This is a genomic window from Maribacter sedimenticola (genome assembly GCF_900188415.1).
GTDB lineage: Bacteria > Bacteroidota > Bacteroidia > Flavobacteriales > Flavobacteriaceae > Maribacter > Maribacter sedimenticola.
Map to the genome: position 1 here is coordinate 653088 of NZ_FZNV01000001.1, position 20806 is coordinate 673893.

Below are 20806 nucleotides of genomic sequence, written 5' to 3' on the forward strand. Positions count from 1 at the left end.
TTTTTGTAAAAAAATACAGGTCTTTGCATTAATTTGTGAAGGCCTTTCTTTTTTGTAACAAGTTGTTATTATTCGGTTTATCTTTAAGCGTATTCATTACACTTATGATAATTTGAATAAAGTCATGGCCAAAAAAATCTTTCTACTCGTTTTGTCAATATTACTGTTCAATTGTATTGACCCGGTTGAACCTGAATTTGAGTTTAAAGAAGGACTGGTATTTATAGAAGGTATTGCCACCACGGTTAAAGGGGGCTCTTTTGTAATAATCAATAAATCTACCACTGAATTTGGAATAAATAAGACGAAGTTTGAAAAAGGTGCTAGCGTTTCATTCATAAATTCCGTTTCTGGCGAAGTGGTCAATTTGACCGAAGTGGAAGGGGCCTATGTGCCATCTGTAGAATTTAAGGCCAATATTGGTGAGCAATGGCAATTACAGGTAACTTTGTTGGACGGTACCCAATACCATTCCCAACCGGAGCGTATACTACAACCCGTGCCCATTACTAATATAAAGGCTACTTATGACCCTGAACTACAATTTAATGATGGTACAAATTCTTTTGAGCCCGGCCATACAATTTCATTGACGTTCAACGATCCAATTGAAAATGAGAATTATTACTATTGGACATTTAAATCTTTTGAAAAACTGGTGGTTTGCCAAACTTGTTTTGACGGTATTTACAGAAATGAAACCTGTCAGCAAACCAATGTTGCCACCCCAGATTATTTTAACTATTTGTGTGATCAAGAATGTTGGCTTATACGTCTGCCGGAGAGCATTTCTATTTTTGACGATAAATTCACCAATGGTAAAACGACCACAGATTTGGAGGTTGCAAAAATTCCCTTATATACAAAAAACAATATTTTAATAGAAATCCAGCAGTTGTCGTTGACCCCAGATGCCTATGAGTATTATAAGGTATTAAAAGATTTGGTCGATAATAATAGTGGTTTTAATGCACCTCCACCGGCAGCTCTGATCGGTAATATGTACAACCCCAATGATACGGATGATTTTGTGTTTGGAAGGTTTACCGCTGCGGCAACGACATCAGCAGATATTTTTATTGAACGTGAAGATATTCCTGAAAAGGAGTTAGATCCTCAGAGAGCCTTGAGTATTGAGCCCACATTTCAATCTCCATATCCTCCACCGGCGACTACACAGGCTGCTTGTAACGAAGAACGATTTAGAACCGCAATAAAACCTGCAGCATGGATAAATTAATTCATAAAACGTTATATGCTAAGCATACCCATATCATTATGTTTTTAGCATTTATTATGACCGTATTTTTTTCTGGTACACTTTCCGCCCAAGAATTTTTATTAGGGGTAGAGGTTTATGAAAAGTCCACTAACCAGCCTTTAGAAAGTGCGGAGATAACCATACAACCCTGCGCTTGTGGTGGTATTACCAATAATAATGGTCTTTTTACCATACGGCTTAAAGCCAATACCTATGAGCTTACCGTAAACTACATTGGTTTTAAAAGTAGACGTACCATTGTTGACCTAAATTTCAATAATACGATAAAGCTGTATCTTGAAGAGGAAGAGGAACAACTGTCCGAGGTAATTGTGCGTGCAAAAAGAATCAATGATAACTTGGAACTTCCACAAATGGGAGCCCTGCAATTGCAAACACAGGAGCTTAAAAAAATGCCTTCTGGTCTGGGCGAGGCAGATGTACTCAGAAGTATGACCCTTTTGGCCGGGGTAAACAACGCAGGGGAAATAAGTAATGGACTGTCCGTTAGGGGAGGAGCCTTGGACCAAAATCTGTTATTGTATGATAATGCCCCTGTTTTTAATCCAACTCATTTATTTGGACTTTTTTCTGTGTTTACACCAGATGTAATTTCTAGTGTAGATTTATATAGGGCCAATATTCCTGCGCGCTATGGTGGTAGAATAACATCTGTATTGGATATAAAAGTAAAGAATCCGTATGTGGATAAATTTAAATTAAGCGGGGGGATAGGTATTGTTTCAAGCAGGTTAAATATAGAAACTCCAATAATAAAGGATAAACTCATGATTGCCATTGGGGGTAGGGCCGGACTTACGGATTTTCTACTGCCCCTCTTTTCTGAACGTTTAAAAAATACCAAGGCAAATTTCTATGACAGTACCTTAAAATTATTATATCTACCAACCAATAATGACCAGATTACATTTACAGGTTTTTATAGCAAAGATTATTATCAGTTGGATTTGATCACTAAAATTCAAAATATCAACGCCAAGAACAATCAATATGATTTTAGGACATTGAACGGCACATTGAACTGGAGGCATTCCTTTAATGAAAAAAGTAATCTTAGAACCTATTTGGTCATGAGCAATTATGCGCCCAAAACCATTTTTCCGGAAGTTGATAATCCCAACAACATCGAGTTCTCTTCTCAGATTGTGTATCAAAGTTTGGCTTCTGAATTTTCAAAGGAAATCAACCAAGATGCTTCGTACTATTTAGGTATCCAAGCCAATAAATATGAAATTAGTCCGGGGGAACTAAGTCCCGGTAACGGTAATAGTGTAGACCCGGTTATATTGGCCAAGGAAAACAGTTATGAGTTTGCAACCTATGCCAATATGAACTATAATCCTACAGATGCCGTAGCAATCTCTGCCGGGTTGCGCTTTAGTCATTATGTGTTGGTAGGTCCTTACAGACAGGCTGTTCTGGATGATAATACGGGATTGTTGCTTGCGGTCAACGAGTTTGAAAAAGGTGCTGGCGTAAAGACGTACAACGGTTTGGAACCAAGATTGGGTGCCAATATAAAATTGAACCAATCAACATCTATCAAGGCTAGTTATGCCCGCTCCAAGCAATATCTTCAAAATGTGTACAATAGTACAACGCCTTTACCCACCTCTAGATGGAAAACATCCGACCCTAATATTCTACCGCAATTAAGTGATACATATGGTCTTGGTATTTATAAGAACATCTCAAATAATGAAATAGAACTTGGTTTAGAAGGCTATTACCGGTCATCTGAAAATAATTTGACCTTTAAACCTGGAGCGGATTTCTTTTTAGAAGAATTTCTTGAACGTGATATTATACAGGGAGAAGGAAAAGCCTATGGGGTAGAGTTCAGTATTAAAAAATCTACAGGAAAGGTTAATGGTTGGTTTAATTATACGTGGTCAAAAAGTTTATTAAGGTCCAATAATGAAAAACTTGGAGATAGGATCAACAATAATAATTGGTTCGTTTCGGATTTTGATAGGCCCCATGTCATCAATTCAACGGTTAACTTTGAGGGGGATAGATACAACACTTGGAGTTTTAATTTTACCGGACAGACCGGAAGGCCCTATACCGTTGCCAACAGTGTTTTTAAATTGGAAAATTTAGATGTACCCATTTTTATTGAACGCAACAATGCACGTCTAAGACCTTACCATAGATTGGATTTTTCTTGGAATGTAAAATATAGTAAAAAGTTGAACAAAAGATGGGTTGGCGATTGGACGTTTACCATTTACAACGTGTATAGCAGAAGAAATCCGTTCAATAACTACTATGCGCAACGACAAGATGGTGTAGATACTGATGTGTTTCTTGGTAGTCCTTTAGGTTCCTATGAACTTTCCATTTTAAATAGCCCATTATTTTCATTGACCTATAATTTCGTGTTTCAGTAAGGCTATATTATTGTTTGTAAAATTTACGCTGAATGGTTTGTTGATCCGATCGGATAATGATTAGGTAAATTCCATTTTCAAGATTGAATATGGGTATGTTCAATGCATTGTTTTTAACTCTCCATTGGTGAGAAATAACTTGATTTCCATAAACATCTGTTATACTAATATGTGCAGTAGGGGTATTTACAAGCCCTATGACATTGACCACATTGGTAGCCGGATTCGGGAAAATCTTCACATCATCCCTACTATTTTGTGCCTGCGTATTAAGGCAGAATAGAACGGTTAAGTATATGAAGATGATATAGTGTTTCATTAAAATAGCGCACCCAATTTGACGGGTACGCTATATTTTAACGTTTTTAAAAGTTGGTTTCGTCTAGTATTGAGAAATATTTAACATTGCTTATTAAAAGCTAAATGTCAATTCATTGGTAGACGTATTACCGTTACTATCTTTTGAGATAACTTTTACAATATAAACTTCGCCGTTTGTATAGGTGAAATTCGTTGTTGTCAATGTTGTATCCTCTAGCAGGACTTCTTGGTTTTGCGTTGTTTCTATAGATACGTCATAACTGGTAAGGTCATCATCTAGATCTTCGGCAATCCAAGAAATGGCCACTGTTGAATTTCCTTGGTCCTCTACCTCTATGACTGCCGGAAATGGAGCGTAGTTTTCGGTCACCGTACCTTGTGAATAAAAGTTCCAAGAATCGCTTTTTAAGGTTTTTGAATTTAATTTGGCAGTTATCTGCCAAGTAAATTGGGTGCCTTTAGGTAAACTTATTACTACTGATGTTCCGTTTACCGTTCTAGTATCCGTAGTATTCGTTTCTTGGTTTATTAATTCTAGGTCATAAGAGGTTGCGTTGGCAGATGCGGTCCAAAGGAACTCAATATCTATGCCTCCTTCTGCATTTTCCTCGCCTTCCGTACAGATAAGATTATTGTCTGGGAAGGTTAATGCAAAAGCACCTAATTCTTTTTCCGCTTCTTCTTTTGGTGGGGTAGGACTGTTAGAATCCTTGCCACCACAAGAAACCAATATGGTCATTGCTAGAATTAATTGTATAGCTATTTTCATTTTTTTACAAATTTTAAGTTGATTTCTTTTTCATTCTCTAAAATGGTCAACATATAAACACCTGGGTCAAGGTTAGATATATCCATTGAAAATATTCCATTGCTTATAACGCTAGTTGTATGCAAAGCGGTTACTCCGTTTAGATTGGCAATTAAAACTTGAGCGTTGTTCATCGTGTCAAGACCTTCTACTCTTAATGTTTCTGCAACAGGATTAGGGGATAGTATTGCCTTGTTTATGATGAGGTGCTCACTAAACGTACCTTGGCAAATTTTATCGGTTTCTATTGAAATGTGGTTAATTCCCTTATCCAACGGAAATGAAAGTTCTTGGTTGGATAAGTCATTAAATTGGTAGGTATACAATTTATCATTGACCAAAACTTCATAATTTTTGCTCCCTGATACAATAATCCTTGCTTTCTGTGTATGATAATCTATCACGGTTTTTCCTGTAGTAAAATCTTCTGGCACACCTACGGTTACCGAAAAACATTGTTCAAAAGCTGGATATTCCGGTATACTTACGCATACTGAATATATGCCGGCCGTTAGGTCTGACTGTATTAAATCTTCACTGCTGTCAATGTTAGTGTATGTCGTGTTCAACGAACCTCCAATGAACTTTACGGTATAATTATAGTCCTGACTAAAGTTAACCGTTATTTCTCCATTAGCGGTATTGGGACAACTTGTACTGGTAACCTTTACTTGTATACCATTATTGGGAATATTGGGTAATGAACTTTCACTTGACGTGCACCCAACTGAATTTACAGTGGCGTTCATTGGCGTATTTGGACATTGATCAACCGCGTTGTTTACACCATCGTTATCATCGTCCAATTGGCTCTGTGCACATCCGTTACTATTGACCGTTTGTCCTGCAGGTGTATTTGGGCATATATCATCCGCATCAAATACCCCGTCTTCATCTTCATCTGTATCTGTTTGCGTTACTGGGCAACCGTTATTATCTACAAAAGAACCCTGTGGGGTGTTTGGACAAGTATCATTATCGTTAAATACGCCATCGTTGTCATCATCCAATTGACTTTGTGAACACCCGTTGGAATTAACGGTTTCTCCGGCTGGTGTATTTGGACATTGGTCAATTGTATTCTCAACGCCATCATTGTCATCATCGGTACTGGCAATGTTTGCTCTAAGTACCATATTATCCAATAAGATGTGATCTTGTGGTTGATCGGATACCGCCCTAATATTTAAATCTACGATTTCATTTGATTCTGCGGTATAATATACTTTGAATGTTCGCCATCCGTCATCAAAAGGATCTGTGGTTACTTTATGCACACTTTCGGCAAATATGCCTCGGGATAATTCAAATTGTAATATGTTGAAGCTGCCCTGAATTACTTTATAGTCAATTGATATTTCATATTCTACACCTTTGTATAATTGAATATCATTTTGAAAAATTGAAGAAGCGTTAGATCCGTTATCTCCCGTCGTCAATTCTAGACTATATTCTAAATTATCACTTATATCTTCATTTTTGTTCCATGAACTTCCAGGTATCAAATTAATTCCCCATTTAGCCAAATTACTACCTCCGCCAATTGACCAATCTTCAAAACTAGGGTCTTCAATTATACTGGAATTGTCTATTGCAACTTCGCAGCCATTATCATCTACGGCCAATGCATTGGGAGATGTGTTTGGACATTGGTCAATGGCATCTGTAACCCCATCATTATCTTCGTCTGGTGGAGTTTCACCAAGTACGCGCATATAGTCTACTACAATTATACTTTGTGGGGCAGATGTGGCTCTGAATTCTAATTCAAAAACATAGTCCTCATCTTCGGTATCCGTAGTAAAGTCGTACGAATAGGTGTGCCATTCGCCATCTGTATTTAAAGAGAGCGATTCTGCAATATATTGTGTTGCATAATTTCCGTTATCCTTTAATATCCAAAGTGTGGCCGTTATAGATTCACCTGTACCTACATAAACTTTATAATCAAAAGCGAACGTATGTGCCTTGTTTTTCTGTAATGAGACCTTGCTTACATTTCTAGTGCTTAACTCGGTTCTTTCAGATATACTTGTGCTTAAATCTAGTCGTAATGCAAAACGACCTTCCGTTGCATGATAGAAATTGGCTTGGGAAAAAGATGTAGCATTCACTATTGACCAATTGTCAGGAGCATTTGGAGTTCCCGACCAGTTTTCAAAACTAAAATTTTGCAGATAGTTGGTTTGGTTAGGAGGAATAATTATACATCCTTTTTCATCAACTGGTTCACCTACCGGAGTATTTCTACATACATCAAGATTATTGGTCACGCCATCATTATCATCATCTAACTGACTGGAAGAACAACCTGTAAAATTCACTGATTCTCCAGGGGGCGTATTAGGACATTCGTCGTTGCTATCTGCAATACCATCATTGTCGGTATCTATAATGCTGGCTCCGTCTACCGTTAGTAGAATAGGGTTTTTATTTAATATTAATTCCGGTAAAGCGGAATTTGAAATTAAACAATCATAAGATCCTATGTCTGCAGAGGAAACGCTTGTTATGGTAAATGTGGAACTGGTAGCACCATCAATATCTTCTCCATCTTTACGCCATTGGTAATTATTATTGGAATCTGTTGTGGCGGTAACCGAAATGGTAAAGACCTCCCCTGTTTCCGTGTCAATGGTTGCAGGTTCATCTATATTTAGTTGAGGATAGTAAATTGCATTGGCCTGATTGCCCAGCGTATTGAACAAATCTTCAAATATGAAATTGTTGTTCGTAAATGATAAAACTTGAATATTGTCCTTAGAAAAAATAGGGATATTACCATTAAGGTTATTTGAGCTAAAGCTGAGTGAAGTCAAATTATTTAACTGGGACAGACTTACGGGAATACTACCCTCTAAAAGGTTTTTGTATAGGTTTAGGTCAGCCATGTTGGTAAGATTGCCTAATTCTTCTGGAATATTACCTGATAATTGATTATCATGTAAATGTAGCTTGGTCAAATTGCTTAAATTTCCTAATTGTACAGGAATTGTTCCTGTGAGATTATTACCACTTAAGAGTATTTCTTCCAAGTTTGTCAACTGTCCTATTTCTGAAGGTATGCCACCTTCCAAGTTGTTGGTTCTAAGAATAAGTCTGGTCAAGTTACTTAATTGCCCTAGACTATTTGGTATTGTGCCGGTAAGACTATTTTGACCCATTTCTAGGTTTTCTAGTAATGATAAATTGCCTAAAGTTGAAGGTATAGGACCTGACAGCTTATTAATGGATAAATACAAAATTTTTAGATTTACCAATTGACCGAAAGTATCGGGTATATTTCCTGTTAAATCGTTCCAACCTAGGTTTAGCTCCGTAAGGTTGGTTAACAGACCTAAATCAGAAGGGATGTTACCTGTAAGTTCATTGTTTATTAGGCTTAATCTTTTTAAATTACTTAACTGTCCTAATTGTGCAGGAATGTTACCGGTTAATTTGTTACTTCCTATTAACAACAACTCTAGATCTGAAAGGTCCCCAAGCGTTGTTGGTAGTTCTCCTGTGAGTTCATTACTGGATAACCATAGTTCCTTAAGAGCGGTCATTTGCCCAATCTCATTTGGAATAGTCCCGCTGATACCTGTAGCAAAAAGGTTTAAAATTTCAAGTTTTTTAAGATTCTGAAATGTACTGGGGATTGAACCGTTAAGAATATTTGGTATGTAGCCAATATAAAAGTTTCTGTGTAGTTCTAAACTCTGTAATTCAGATAAATTCCCTAGTTCATCCGGTAAGGTACCTACCAAACCATTGGACTGAATAAGAATGTTCGTGACTCTTCCGTTTGCGTCTGTTGTGACACCATACCAAGAATCGGTAGGGGCACTTAAATCCCAAGAGATAGTCCAATTATCTCCATCTGTTGAATTGTAAAAGGCTATTAACGCCTCTCGGTCAGAAGCAGCTGTGCCTTGGGATGAAAGTTGAAAGCTAAACAGGATAAATACTGCAAAAAGCAGTTTAGTGTAGTTTTTAGACATAGGTTTTGTTGTAGGTTATCTAACCGTAATATAACTATCATAATTATATTATAGTATTAATAATCGATATACTACAACATTTTATTTTTGCAAATTTTAAGTCGATATTTTAGTTTTTAAGCTAACTAGTGCGCAACCAGCCAGTTATCACCAACACCTACTTCTACATCCAGCGGAACGGCAATTTTATAGGCATTTTCCATTTCAGCCTTGATCAGGTGCTTTAATTCATCCAATTCGGTTTTATAAACATCAAATACCAATTCATCATGTACTTGCAAAAGCATTTTAGTCTTGAACTTCTTTTCCTCTAGCTTTTTATGAATGTTGATCATAGCAATTTTAATTATGTCGGCAGCACTACCTTGAATAGGGGCATTTACCGCGTTTCTTTCCGCTGCGCCCCTTACCATAGCATTGCTGCCATTTATATCCTTTAGGTATCTCCTTCTGCCCAAAATGGTTTGCACGTAGCCATTTTCACGGGCAAAATCAACTTGCTCGCTCATATAGTTCCGTAGTTTTGGATATGTTTTATAATAGGTGTCTATAAGTTCTTTTGCCTCTGATCTGGATAAGTTGGTCTGGTTACTTAATCCAAAGGCCGATACACCATATATAATACCAAAATTAACCGTTTTGGCATTGCTTCTTTGTTCCCTGGTCACCTCTTCCAAGGGAACCCCAAATACCTTTGAAGCAGTAGAGGCGTGAATGTCCTCGCCATTTTTAAAGGCTTCGATCATTGTGGTTTCTTCGCTAAGTGCCGCAATGATCCGTAGTTCTATTTGTGAGTAATCTGCTGCTAATAATGTATAGTTCTCGTCTCTTGGAACAAAAGCTTTTCGTACTTGACGTCCCCGCTCCGTTCTAATAGGAATGTTCTGTAAATTGGGATTGTTACTGCTTAAACGTCCTGTAGCTGCCACGGTTTGCATGTAATCTGTATGTACACGACCCGTAGAGGGTTCTACCTGTTCGGGCAATGCATCTACATAGGTACTTTTAAGTTTTGCAAGCCCCCTATAGTCCAATACATTTTGTATGATCTCATGGTCTTTTGCCAAATAGGACAATACATCTTCTGCAGTTGAATATTGACCTGTCTTGGTTTTTTTAGGTTTGTCAACCAATTTCAGTTTGTCAAAAAGAATTTCGCCCAATTGTTTGGGTGATCCAATATTGAACTCTTCACCGGCCACTTCATATATTTTTGCCTCAAGTGTGGCAATATCGTCGTTTAAATCTTGGGAAAGTGAGTTTAAAAACTCCTTGTCCAAATTAATGCCTTCAAGTTCCATATCCGCTAATACGCGTAATAAAGGTATTTCTATATCATTGAACAGTTTTTCCGTATTGGCCTCTTTTAATTCTGGTCTAAAATGTTGTGCTAGTTGATAGGTGATGTCCGCATCCTCTACGGCATATTCCGTTTGTTTCTCTAACGGTACATCTCGCATATTCAACTGATTCTTACCTTTTTTTCCAATTAGTTCCGTTATGGAGATGGGAGTGTAATTAAGATAAGTTTCAGATAATACATCCATATTATGACGCATATCCGGATTAATGAGGTAATGGGCCAGCATCGTATCAAATAGCGGTCCTTTCACGTCAATATTATATTTGTCCAATACCTTAATGTCATATTTAAGGTTTTGGCCAATTTTCTCAATAGTTTCAGATTCAAAGAACGGGCGTAATTCCTCTAGCAGTTTCTGGGTTTCGTCCTTATTATAGGGAAATGGGATATAAAACCCTTTGGTGGCCTCCCACGAAAAAGCAATACCTACCAATTCTGCCGTAATAGGGTTAAGGCCCGTAGTTTCGGTATCAAAGCATACCGAGGGTTGTTTCATTAAATTTTGTAAAAATAATTTCATCGCCATACCCGGTAGTACACTTTGGTAGGCATGGGCCACATCCGCTATAGTTTTTCTGCTGGAATAATCCTTGACAGTGGCTCCTGCATCTGCAGCATTGCCAAACAAGGAAAACTGACCGGAACCCGCATCTTGCAGTTCTTTCTTGGCTGTAGGTGTGCTAGAAACCTGTGTAACCTGCTCTTGGGTGTCCGTTGCAAATATTTTCAAAAACTGATCTTTAAGTCTTCTAAATTCTAGTTGTTCAAAAATTTCCTGCACCTTTTCAAAATCCGGCACGGAAAGCTCATAGTCAGATGCGTTGAAAGTAACATCGCAATCTATACAAATGGTTGCCAGTTTTTTGGATAAAATACCTAATTCCTTATTGGCCTCAATCTTCTCTTTCATCTTTCCCTTTAGCTGATCGGTATTGGCCAAAAGATTCTCCATACTGCCAAATTGGGCAATGAATTTTTTTGCAGTCTTATCGCCAACACCTGGCAAGCCCGGGATATTGTCACTGGCATCGCCCATCATGCCCAAATAATCTATAACCTGTTCCGGACGCTCTACACCAAAACGTTTTTGAACTTCAGGAATTCCCCAGATTTCAATACCGTTACCCATACGTGCCGGGCGATACATAAAAATGTTTTCTGAGACCAATTGTCCAAAATCCTTATCAGGAGTAACCATAAAAACCTTATAGTCCTCTTTTTCCGCCTGTTTTGACAATGTGCCAATGATATCATCTGCCTCCCAGCCTTCCAATACTACACTAGGTATGTGCATTGCCTTTAAAATATCTTGAATATAAGGTATGGCCAAACGAATGGCGTCCGGTGTTTCGTCCCTATTTGCTTTATATGCTTCAAACATTTCCGTACGTTCCACACTACCGCCTTTGTCAAAGCATACGGCCAAATGGTCTGGCTTTTCCCTTCTGATCACATCAAACAAAGAATTCATAAAACCCATGATTGCGGAGGTGTCCATACCTTGAGAATTTATTCTTGGATTCTTTATAAGGGCGTAGTAACCACGAAATATCAATGCATATGCATCTAGTAAAAACAGTCTTTTTTGATCGGCCATGTGAGTATATTGTTTGTGTAGGGATTAAAAGTACAAATTGAAATGGAATTCATTTTAAGTCTTACCCGTTAAGGTAACTCTGTGAGGGATTGTTGACATGACCATCTTTGGTGTATGTTCTGTACGTGAACCCCGGGTGAATACAATATGCACCTGTTTCTCCTTGCTTGTTTATGGCTATAAACCCAATTTGAAAATCTTGCTTATCCTTGTTTTTGGCAATGATGCGTTTAACACCTTCCTCACAAGCCTCTTGAGGGGTTTTTCCCTGCCGCATGAGTTCAACGATAAGAAAGCTGCCTACGGTCCTGACCACTTCTTCACCTACCCCAGTCGCAGTTGCCCCGCCAACTTCATTATCAATGAACAGTCCCGCTCCAATGATAGGGGAGTCACCAACCCTACCGGCCATTTTATAGGCCATGCCGCTCGTAGTACATGCGCCAGCAATATCACCTTTAGCATCAATTGCCAGCATACCTATGGTATCGTGGTTTTCAATGTTGATAATTGGTTTATATTCAGAAGTTTTCTTCCATTCAAGCCAGTCTTGTCTTGCTTTCTCAGTAAGTAGATTGGTCTTTTCAAAACCTTGCTCGTATGCAAATTGTTCCGCTCCTTTGCCGGCCAACATAACATGTGGGGTTTCTTCCATTACCTTTCTTGCCACGGAAATGGGATTGGCAATATTTTGCATGGCCAATACGGCACCGCAATTCCCGTCCTTGTCCATAATACATGCATCTAAAGTAACCCTTCCGTCACGATCGGGACGACCGCCATTACCTACGGTATTGTTGTTGAGGTCATTCTCCTCTACCATAACGCCTTGGTGAACAGCATCTAACGAACTGCCGCCTTCCTGTAATACCTCCCAAGCCTTGGCCGTTGCATTTCCAAAATCCCAGGTACATATGGCAATAGGAACAGTTGGGGCCTTACTTGGTAGGTTAACGGCCGTTTCCTCCTTGCAAGAGGCTAAAATTGGTGCAGATATGATACCTGCCGCTATTGTGCTGGAATTTCTTATGAACTTTCTTCTTTTCATGGTTTGGGTTCTTTACTTTTAGAGGCCTTAAATATAAGAATATGCTAGTAGAAGTTTGTGCAAATTCCTTGGAATCTGCCTTGATTGCGGAACGTGCTGGGGCAGACCGAATTGAACTTTGTTCAGAGCTTGCTGTAGGCGGATTGACACCTTCCTATGGATTGTTGAAAATGGTCAAGGAGCGGGTTTCTATTCCCGTTCATGTGTTGATACGTCCAAGAAGTGGCAATTTTTCATATACAGATGATGAACTCAATATTATGGTGACCGATATTAACTTGTGTGTTGAACTGGGGTTTTCTGGAATTGTCTCAGGGGTATTGCATCAAAATTTTAAGGTAGATGTTGAACGAACAAAAATATTGAAACAGGCTGCCGGTCATTTGAAATTTACCTTTCATAGAGCTTTTGACTGGGTAGAAAACCCTATAGAGGCAATTAGGCAATTGGAAGAATTGGAAATGGATTACGTGTTGACTTCAGGGCAGCAAAATTCTGCACCTAAAGGTCTACAGTTGTTATGCGATTTACAAAAACATAGTTCATATATTGATATTATGCCCGGTTCAGGTGTCAATGCAGGTAATGTAAGCTTGTTCAAGGACCAAGGTTTTAAAGCCGTACACTTATCCGGAACCGCAATGGAAAAAAAACTGGATAAAATTGCGCCTATAACCATGAATTCCAAATCTTTTTTAAGTGATGACCATGTGGCCGTGACCCAATTTAAAAATGTTCATGAAGTGGTGACCAAGGTTAAATAAAATTGAAATGAGCACGTATACCACTGTGATACGGATATCTTTGTAAAAAATAGAATTTATGGCACGATGGGTTATTTTTACCATATTATATGTAGCACTTAGCTTTTATGTACTGCAGGCCTTAAAAACAGTAACTAAGCAACCATGGTGGTCCTACCTGTATATTGCCATTTCTTTGGTGGTCATGGCCAATTTTATTTATCAATTTACGGTTGGTGAGGAAACAGGACGTGTCTTAAGTATTTCCAAGAGTTATGCATTTGGCTTGTTATTGACAGTGTTGACCTTCAATATTATTACCATATTATTTTTGTTTTCTGAGGATCTTTTCAGAATCTCTACCGGAATATATCAACGATTTTTTGGTGCAGGAAAGGAATTTGGACTTCCGGCACGCAGACGTTTCTTGAGCTTATTGGCCTTGGGCGTAGCCTCTATTCCCTTTGGGGCATTATTATATGGTATGTATAAGGGTAAATATAATTTTAAGGTATTGCGGTACACGTTGGAGTTTGATGATTTGCCGGAAAGTTTTGATGGTTATCAAATTACCCAAATATCTGATATTCATAGTGGTAGTTTTGATAATAGAAAGATGATCGAGTATGGTGTTGACCTCATTAATAAACAGAAAAGTGATGTGCTTTTGTTTACGGGGGATATGGTCAATAATATGACTTCTGAAATGTTGCCCTGGGCTGATCTCTTTGGTACATTAAAAGCAAAAGATGGTAAGTTTTCTGTATTGGGCAACCATGATTACGGGGATTACATTCCATGGGAAACGGAGGAGCTTAAAAGCAAAAATTTGGAAGATCTTAAAGAATTGCAGCGAAACATGGGTTTTGACCTTTTGTTAAACGAGCATCGTTATTTGCAAAAAGGGGAAGATAAAATTGCGTTGATAGGTGTGGAAAATTGGGGAAAGGGCGGTTTTAAGAAAGCAGGGGACCTTAAAAAGGCTTCTGCAGCAATAGATAAGGATGATTTTAAGATATTGATGAGTCATGATCCTTCGCATTGGGAGATGGAAGTCATTAATGACCCTTATCATTATCATCTTACCCTTAGCGGACATACCCATGGAATGCAATTTGGTATAGAAATACCAGGATGGGTAAAATGGAGCCCAGTAAAATGGCGTTACCCATATTGGGCAGGAATTTATAAGGAATTGGGTCAGTTCATAAACGTAAATAGGGGATTTGGATTCTTGGGCTACCCAGGAAGAGTTGGTATTTGGCCAGAAATTACCGTTATAACTTTACGAAAAAAGGCATTAACATGATTTTAACCCTTTTAAAGTCATACAAATAAGAAGTCAAGGATAATTTTTTAACAATTTTTATTACATTTGGCTAACATAGAAAAGCAATTTATATGTCCAAATTTGGAGAGCTTATAGATTTAAAAATACCGGTACTACTCGATTTTTATGCCGAGTGGAACGAGCAGTCTACATCTATGCACCCTGTGCTTAGAGATGTAGCGGCAGCTTTAGGGGATAAAGGCAAGGTGATCAAGATCGATGTGGATAAAAATAAGGAACTTTCCCAAGCCTTGCGCGTTAAAGGATTGCCTACATTAATGATCTATAAAAAAGGGGAAATGGTCTGGCGCCAAAGCGGTGAACAAGATGCCAATACCCTTATAGGTATTCTTAAGGAATACGTTTAGGAAGTTACTTACCAGTGTTAAAATTATACGATAAAGCTTTGGGCCATGCCCAAAGCTTTTATTGTTGTATGCTTAGATTGACCGTGTCCTCCAACATATCTGTTTTGGTGTTGTCCGGAACTATGGTGTCCGATATGGGAAGAGTGTCCGTCATATCTGGATCTCCTTGAATACTTTCCTCCAAAAGTTCCATACTATCCTCATCCTTGTAGAAATGCTGAAACTTATCAATGTATTCGTTAAAGATCAAGGTTTCTTTTTCAGCTAAGTCTTCCGTATCGTTCTGTATGATAATATCTATGTTTCTTCTGTAGGCTTCCATATCCGCGATAATATCATCAATGTTGCTATATTGTTCATCTACATTGGTAGAGGCATAATATTCCAGCCTTTCTTGATATTTTTTCTTTAAGACCTCAAAGAGTTCATACCCTTTTTTACTTTCGCCCACCTTATAATAACCATCTATAAATGGTTCTATTAATGTATAGTAGCCAAACTTGTCCACAGGCATATTCTGTAAGGAGATTTCAATGATTTCCTTAGCCTTGTCCATTTTGTTTTCCTTTATCAATGCTTCCATTAATCGTGCTAAATTGCCTCTAAATGAAACACTCTGAATACGGGTTTGTGTATCATGATAAATATCTCCTCCGGCATTGCCCCATTCCCATTTCTTGACAATGTCGTACATAAGATCAGTATCTATCCGTCCCAGTTCAAAAGCATTTGGACGTTCTGTGCGGATTGGAACTAATTTATAGGCAAGACCATCTAGTTGTAGGTAGTCCTTCATCCAAAGGTATTCTGCATCATCAAAACTACCCCCGGAAAAATAGAGCGGGCGTTTCCAATCATTGTTCGCAAGAATATCGAGCATCATCATGCTTTTTTTGGTAATGGCACCAGGAAGGTCAATATCTATATAGTCTACGATTAAATCTGCATCTTTTTCCTTGACAAGACCTGAGTTCAACACATTCTGTTTGTTCACTGGAACCCTTATTTTATTGGTAGGATAGTAAACCATATTTTGGGTATCCTCAGAATATTGACTTAAATCAGCACCATTTTGTTCAAATAAATACTTAAGTTTTGTACGTGGCTTATCACTATCGATCCAATTAATAAAGTCTTTGATCGGCCACCTGTTTTCCGTAATACCTTGATGATATAGGACATCTCTTGAGCCCGTTCTATATTTCTCGTGTGAAATCTGAGAAGGGATTGGGTCACTTTCATAGGCTTTTTTCTTCATTTGGTCCACATACCAATCCGTTTCAAATAGACTGGTACACACTATACGTACATCTGTCCTATAATTTTCAATTTCCTGGGCGTACCAAATAGGAAAGGTGTCATTGTCCCCTATGGTGAAAAGAATGGCCCCAACATCTTCCTGACACGAATCTAGATAGGCTTTAGCGGTACTGTTGGCGGTAAATCTATTGGATCGGTCATGATCGTCCCAATTTTGGACGGCCATTACCGTTGGTACGGCAAGTAGGCTTACAATAACTACGGCAGGTGCTAGTATTTTTGGGGTTACCCAATCTTTGAAACCATCATATAGACCGTAAACCCCGATTCCGATCCACAGCGCAAATACATAAAAAGAACCTACCAATGAATAATCTCTTTCCCTAGGTTGAAATATTCCTGGATTGGTATAGAACTGAATGGCCAACCCGGTAAAAAGAAAGAAAATCATAAGGACCCAAAATTGTTTTTTATCCTTGGAAACTTGGAAGACAATACCAATGATTCCTAAAAGCAATGGTAGAAAAAAATAGGTGTTTCTGCCAGGGTTATTTTTAATATCACTAGGTAAATTATCTTGACTTCCCAGTCTTAGACTGTCTATAAAATTAATACCGCTTAACCAATTTCCGTTTTCATTATAACGACCTTGAACATCATTTTGTTTACCAACAAAGTTCCACATAAAGTAACGTAGATACATGTAATTGAACTGAAATTCTATCATGTATTCAATATTCTCCCATAGTGTTGGGGGCTGTACCTCAATGTATTCGTCAAATCTTTTAAGAAAACTAATGTATTGATCTGCTCCAATTTCCCCATTGGCAAATCCGGTCTTAACCTGTTCTGCCGCTTGCCGTAATTCTTGACTGGACTGGGTTACCCTAAAATCCAAAGCGCCAAAGTAACGCATATAGTTCTCCGCATTCTGAGGGCTCCACATTCTGGGCAACAACCCTTGGTGGTCAGGATTTGGGCCCTGAACAGCGTTTTTGTATTTGTTTACTATAATATATTTGCCCAGCGCATAATCCTTTTCATACTTGGGTTTGCCATCTTGGTCTTCCCCTGGTGGGGCAAACATATCTGAATAGTATGATCCGTAAACGGGACTATCTACCCCAGGATACTGTTCCCTATTATAGTAGGCTAATAATGCCCTGGCATCTTCTGGGTTGTTTTCGTTGATCACCACGTTGGCATTTGCACGGATAGGCAACATTAGCCAAGATGAAAACCCAAGAAATAAGAACATAAGGCACAATACAATTGTATTAGCCGTTCTATAATTGTTCTTTCTGGTATAATTCAACCCAAAATAAAAGGCGGCAATGAACAATATACCTATTATAATCGATCCCGAATTAAAGGGCAATCCAATACTGTTGATAAAGAATACTTCTCCCCAACCAAATAGTTTCAAGACATAGGTCAACGAAAACTTATAAACAAGCATTAATATGGCAATGACCACAATATTGGCGATCAAAAAATTCTTGACAGTCGTTTTTTTGTATGTTTTAAAGTAATATAGCAAGCCAATGGAGGGAATGGCCAAAAAGCCCATAAACTGAATTCCAAATGTTAGGCCAACAACAAATGATATTAAAACAATCCATCTATTGCCGCGAGGATCATCCAGATTATCCGTCCATTTTAAACCAAGCCATAATAACAAGGCCATAATGAAACTTGCCATGGCATATACTTCCGTCTCTACGGCATTGAACCAAAAACTATCTGAAAAGGTAAAGGCCAAAGAACCTACTATGGCACTCCCAAACACGGCAATAGCCTTACTGTTGGTAAAAGGGCCATCCTTATCGATCAACTTTCTGGTAATATTCGTTATGGTCCAGAACATGAACAAAATGGTAAAGGCACTGGAAACACCGGAAACTAAATTTACCATCATGGCCACTTTGCTAGGTTCAATGGCAAACATTGCAAAAAATGCGCCGATCATTTGCAATAAAGGTGCTCCTGGTGGATGTCCTACTTGAAGTTTTGCCGCTGTGGCTATATATTCCCCGGCATCCCAAAAACTATTGGTGGGCTCAACAGTAATATAATATGTAATTAGGGCAATGAAAAACACGGACCATCCTAATATGATGTCCCACTTATGATAGTTCTTTGAAAACATGAAACTTGGGTTAAACCTAAGTGGCGAATTTACTAATTAATATAGACAACTATAAACAATTTTTATAAACCTTTAACAGGGGTGTAATCAGATGTTTTTAATTTTTACCATAAAAAATGTTTGGTGAAACGAAACTTTGTTTTAAATTTGCAGCCTCTTAGAAGGTATTGGCCCATGGTGTAATGGTAACACTCCGGTTTTTGGTACCGTCATTCAAGGTTCGAGTCCTTGTGGGCCAACTAAGAAGTGTTTAAACCCGTTATCCAATTTGGATAACGGGTTTTTCTTTATGGTGCGGTAAATAATAAAATTTAGGAAGCTGTTTAAATATGTAAGTATTTTTGTACATTTAAACTGATAAGGTTACAAATTCATCGGAAAAGAAACTATTTCAATCACCGTATTTGTTAACTTAGCACCCTAAATTACTTGACCTTATGAACCTTTCCCCAAAAGTTTTAAAAATTATAATCGTTGTAATTATTGCTGGTTTTGGTATTGGAATTTACCTTCAAGATCTAAAGCATGAAGAGAGTACCACACATGCGTGGAAGGCCAACAGGTATAATTTGGATAGGTTCAACAAAATAATGGAGTATAATAGTAAAATGAACGCTACCAATTGGAAAGTGTTTAGGGACAGTATTGATCAACAGTTAGATACCCTTATGATTTTACGATTTAGAAAGGAAGTGGATAGTTTAGGGGAAGCAGAACTTCAGGCTGTTAATGAAAGACAGGAAGTTCAGGCTTCTTATTTGTCTGAATAATACTTTTGAAAGGTATTATTCTAGCGTCCCGCTTTTATTTCCCATATCTTTTCTTGTAGTGGAATCTATGATTTGTTCACCAGGTCCTTTTTCGGAAATTTCCTTTTTATTTTCCATTTGATTTTCGCGGATAATATCCTCGGTAAGATTCCGGTCTACTATTTCTTCATCAATTTCATCTAATAAAGTCCCAATTTTTTGTTTGTCCTTTATCATGGCCCATGTCATAATCAAACTTGTGGCAATAATCACAAAGAGTAGTATGCCAGATTCAAAACCATCTACTTGTGCTTCTGAGGGTATGGCATAGAACAATAGAACGGTAATTAATCCCCTGGGTGCTATAAATAATTGAGGTAGGATGTCTTTTCTTATAAACACAAATAACAACAAATATCTAATTCCATAGATAGATATTATGATCAATAAACTTACAAAAGCAACATTTAAACTTAATAGGGAAGAAAGTACAATGGTGACTCCAAAGATGACAAAAAAGAATGTGCGGATCACAAAAGCGGTCTCTAAGGTTATAATATGTAGTTCGTGATATATCTGCTTCATTCGCTCAGATTCGAGAAAAATTTTGGTTTTGCCAGGGAAAAATAATTTTACGTTTTTAACGATAAGTCCAAAGACCAAAATGATGATTAAAGAGGACAAATGCATTTTTTTGCCAATAGCATACAAGAGAAGCAAAACAGCTATAAGTAAAAAAAGTTTAGCCTGACTTTGAATTCGCTGAAATATTAGGATAATAGCATAACTGGCAACTAAAGCAATAACAATGGTTAGTGCCAAATTCCATGCAAAACCAACGGCTCCTTGATCTTCGGTAGGATTCAGTTTGCCGGTCAAAAAGTAAAACATCATTATTCCTATAATATCGGAAAAAGTACTTTCGTAGATATGAAACTCTTTTTTCTTTTCATTAAGCCCGCCTACACTAGGGATTATGATTGCACTGGAAAGAATAGATAAAGGAGTTGCATAAAGCCAGGCAGATTGCATGGTCATATTAGGGATAAATTGATGTAAAATTAAAGCGGCAACATAGGCAGAAGCTATAAGGCCTAATACCGCAATGACCATTGATTTGAGAATGGGCCAGAATTTCTCCCGTTTGAGTTCTAGTTCCAACGCCGCCTCCAGAACGATCATGATCAATCCTATTGTTCCCAATATCTTTAAACTGCCAATAAAATCCGGGACCGAGCCAAACAAAAATTGTAGTGTTAGGTTTAAGATTATACCAAGAAGAATTAGCAGTAATACAGAAGGTATATTTGTTTTCTTGCTGATTATATTAAACCAAAAAGATGCAATGACTATGATGGATGCTGTAATAATGAAATCGTAAGTGGTTAGTGTTTCCATAGGTAATAATGTAG

General features: G+C 37.9%; 13 protein-coding genes and 1 tRNA gene. 7 read left to right on the forward strand and 7 right to left on the reverse strand.

The genetic code is table 11. The annotated features are described in order from the left end of the window. Positions 1–124: 124 nt before the first annotated feature. Both CHB68_RS02700 and CHB68_RS02705 read left to right on the forward strand, forming a co-directional pair. On the forward strand, positions 125–1240 hold the full coding sequence (locus CHB68_RS02700) for a DUF4249 domain-containing protein (protein ID WP_089259300.1): 1116 nt from the start codon (positions 125–127) through the stop codon (positions 1238–1240). Next, the gene (locus tag CHB68_RS02705; RefSeq protein WP_089259302.1) at positions 1228–3675 is read left to right on the forward strand and encodes a TonB-dependent receptor; all 2448 of its coding nucleotides are present in this window, start codon (positions 1228–1230) and stop codon (positions 3673–3675) included. The genes CHB68_RS02700 and CHB68_RS02705 overlap by 13 nt, the downstream gene beginning before the upstream one ends. A gap of 7 nt (positions 3676–3682) precedes the next feature. Here CHB68_RS02705 and CHB68_RS02710 read toward each other — a convergent pair whose 3' ends face one another. From CHB68_RS02710 to CHB68_RS02730, 5 genes are all read right to left on the reverse strand, one after another. Further along, complete coding sequence (locus CHB68_RS02710; protein ID WP_089259304.1) at positions 3683–3994, reverse strand: T9SS type A sorting domain-containing protein; 312 nt, start codon at positions 3992–3994, stop codon at positions 3683–3685. A gap of 93 nt (positions 3995–4087) precedes the next feature. Beyond that, positions 4088–4765: a hypothetical protein gene (locus CHB68_RS02715; RefSeq protein ID WP_089259306.1), complete on the reverse strand. Its 678-nt coding sequence runs from the start codon at positions 4763–4765 to the stop codon at positions 4088–4090. Beyond that, positions 4762–8787 (reverse strand): leucine-rich repeat domain-containing protein, encoded by a 4026-nt coding sequence (locus tag CHB68_RS02720; protein WP_089259308.1) that lies wholly within the window; start codon positions 8785–8787, stop codon positions 4762–4764. The genes CHB68_RS02715 and CHB68_RS02720 overlap by 4 nt, the downstream gene beginning before the upstream one ends. 125 nt (positions 8788–8912) lie before the next feature. Then, the gene (gene polA, locus CHB68_RS02725) at positions 8913–11747 is read right to left on the reverse strand and encodes a DNA polymerase I (protein ID WP_089259310.1); all 2835 of its coding nucleotides are present in this window, start codon (positions 11745–11747) and stop codon (positions 8913–8915) included. Between the two features lie 61 nt (positions 11748–11808). Then, positions 11809–12795 (reverse strand): isoaspartyl peptidase/L-asparaginase family protein, encoded by a 987-nt coding sequence (locus tag CHB68_RS02730; protein WP_089259312.1) that lies wholly within the window; start codon positions 12793–12795, stop codon positions 11809–11811. 41 nt (positions 12796–12836) lie between these two features. On the opposite strand from CHB68_RS02730, the gene CHB68_RS02735 reads away from it, so the two are divergent. The 3 genes from CHB68_RS02735 (at position 12837) to CHB68_RS02745 (ending at position 15236) form a co-directional block, all read left to right on the forward strand. Beyond that, complete coding sequence (locus CHB68_RS02735; protein WP_089259314.1) at positions 12837–13559, forward strand: copper homeostasis protein CutC; 723 nt, start codon at positions 12837–12839, stop codon at positions 13557–13559. A gap of 58 nt (positions 13560–13617) precedes the next feature. After that, complete coding sequence (locus tag CHB68_RS02740; protein WP_089259316.1) at positions 13618–14847, forward strand: metallophosphoesterase; 1230 nt, start codon at positions 13618–13620, stop codon at positions 14845–14847. 92 nt (positions 14848–14939) lie between these two features. After that, positions 14940–15236, forward strand: coding sequence for a thioredoxin family protein (locus tag CHB68_RS02745; RefSeq protein ID WP_089259318.1), 297 nt, complete (start codon positions 14940–14942; stop codon positions 15234–15236). Positions 15237–15294: 58 nt separating this feature from the next. Here the strand turns inward: CHB68_RS02745 and CHB68_RS02750 are convergent, their stop codons facing one another. Beyond that, complete coding sequence (locus CHB68_RS02750) at positions 15295–18645, reverse strand: glycosyltransferase family 117 protein (protein ID WP_089259320.1); 3351 nt, start codon at positions 18643–18645, stop codon at positions 15295–15297. A 168-nt stretch (positions 18646–18813) separates the two neighbouring features. On the opposite strand from CHB68_RS02750, the gene CHB68_RS02755 reads away from it, so the two are divergent. Further along, positions 18814–18884: transfer RNA gene (locus CHB68_RS02755), tRNA-Gln, on the forward strand. Positions 18885–19082: 198 nt separating this feature from the next. Beyond that, positions 19083–19415, forward strand: coding sequence for a hypothetical protein (locus CHB68_RS02760; protein WP_179213125.1), 333 nt, complete (start codon positions 19083–19085; stop codon positions 19413–19415). Positions 19416–19430: 15 nt separating this feature from the next. Here the strand turns inward: CHB68_RS02760 and CHB68_RS02765 are convergent, their stop codons facing one another. Continuing rightward, positions 19431–20792 carry a cation:proton antiporter domain-containing protein gene (locus CHB68_RS02765; protein ID WP_089259322.1) on the reverse strand — a complete coding sequence of 454 codons (1362 nt, stop codon included), beginning with the start codon at positions 20790–20792 and terminating at the stop codon, positions 19431–19433. Positions 20793–20806: the final 14 nt, after the last annotated feature.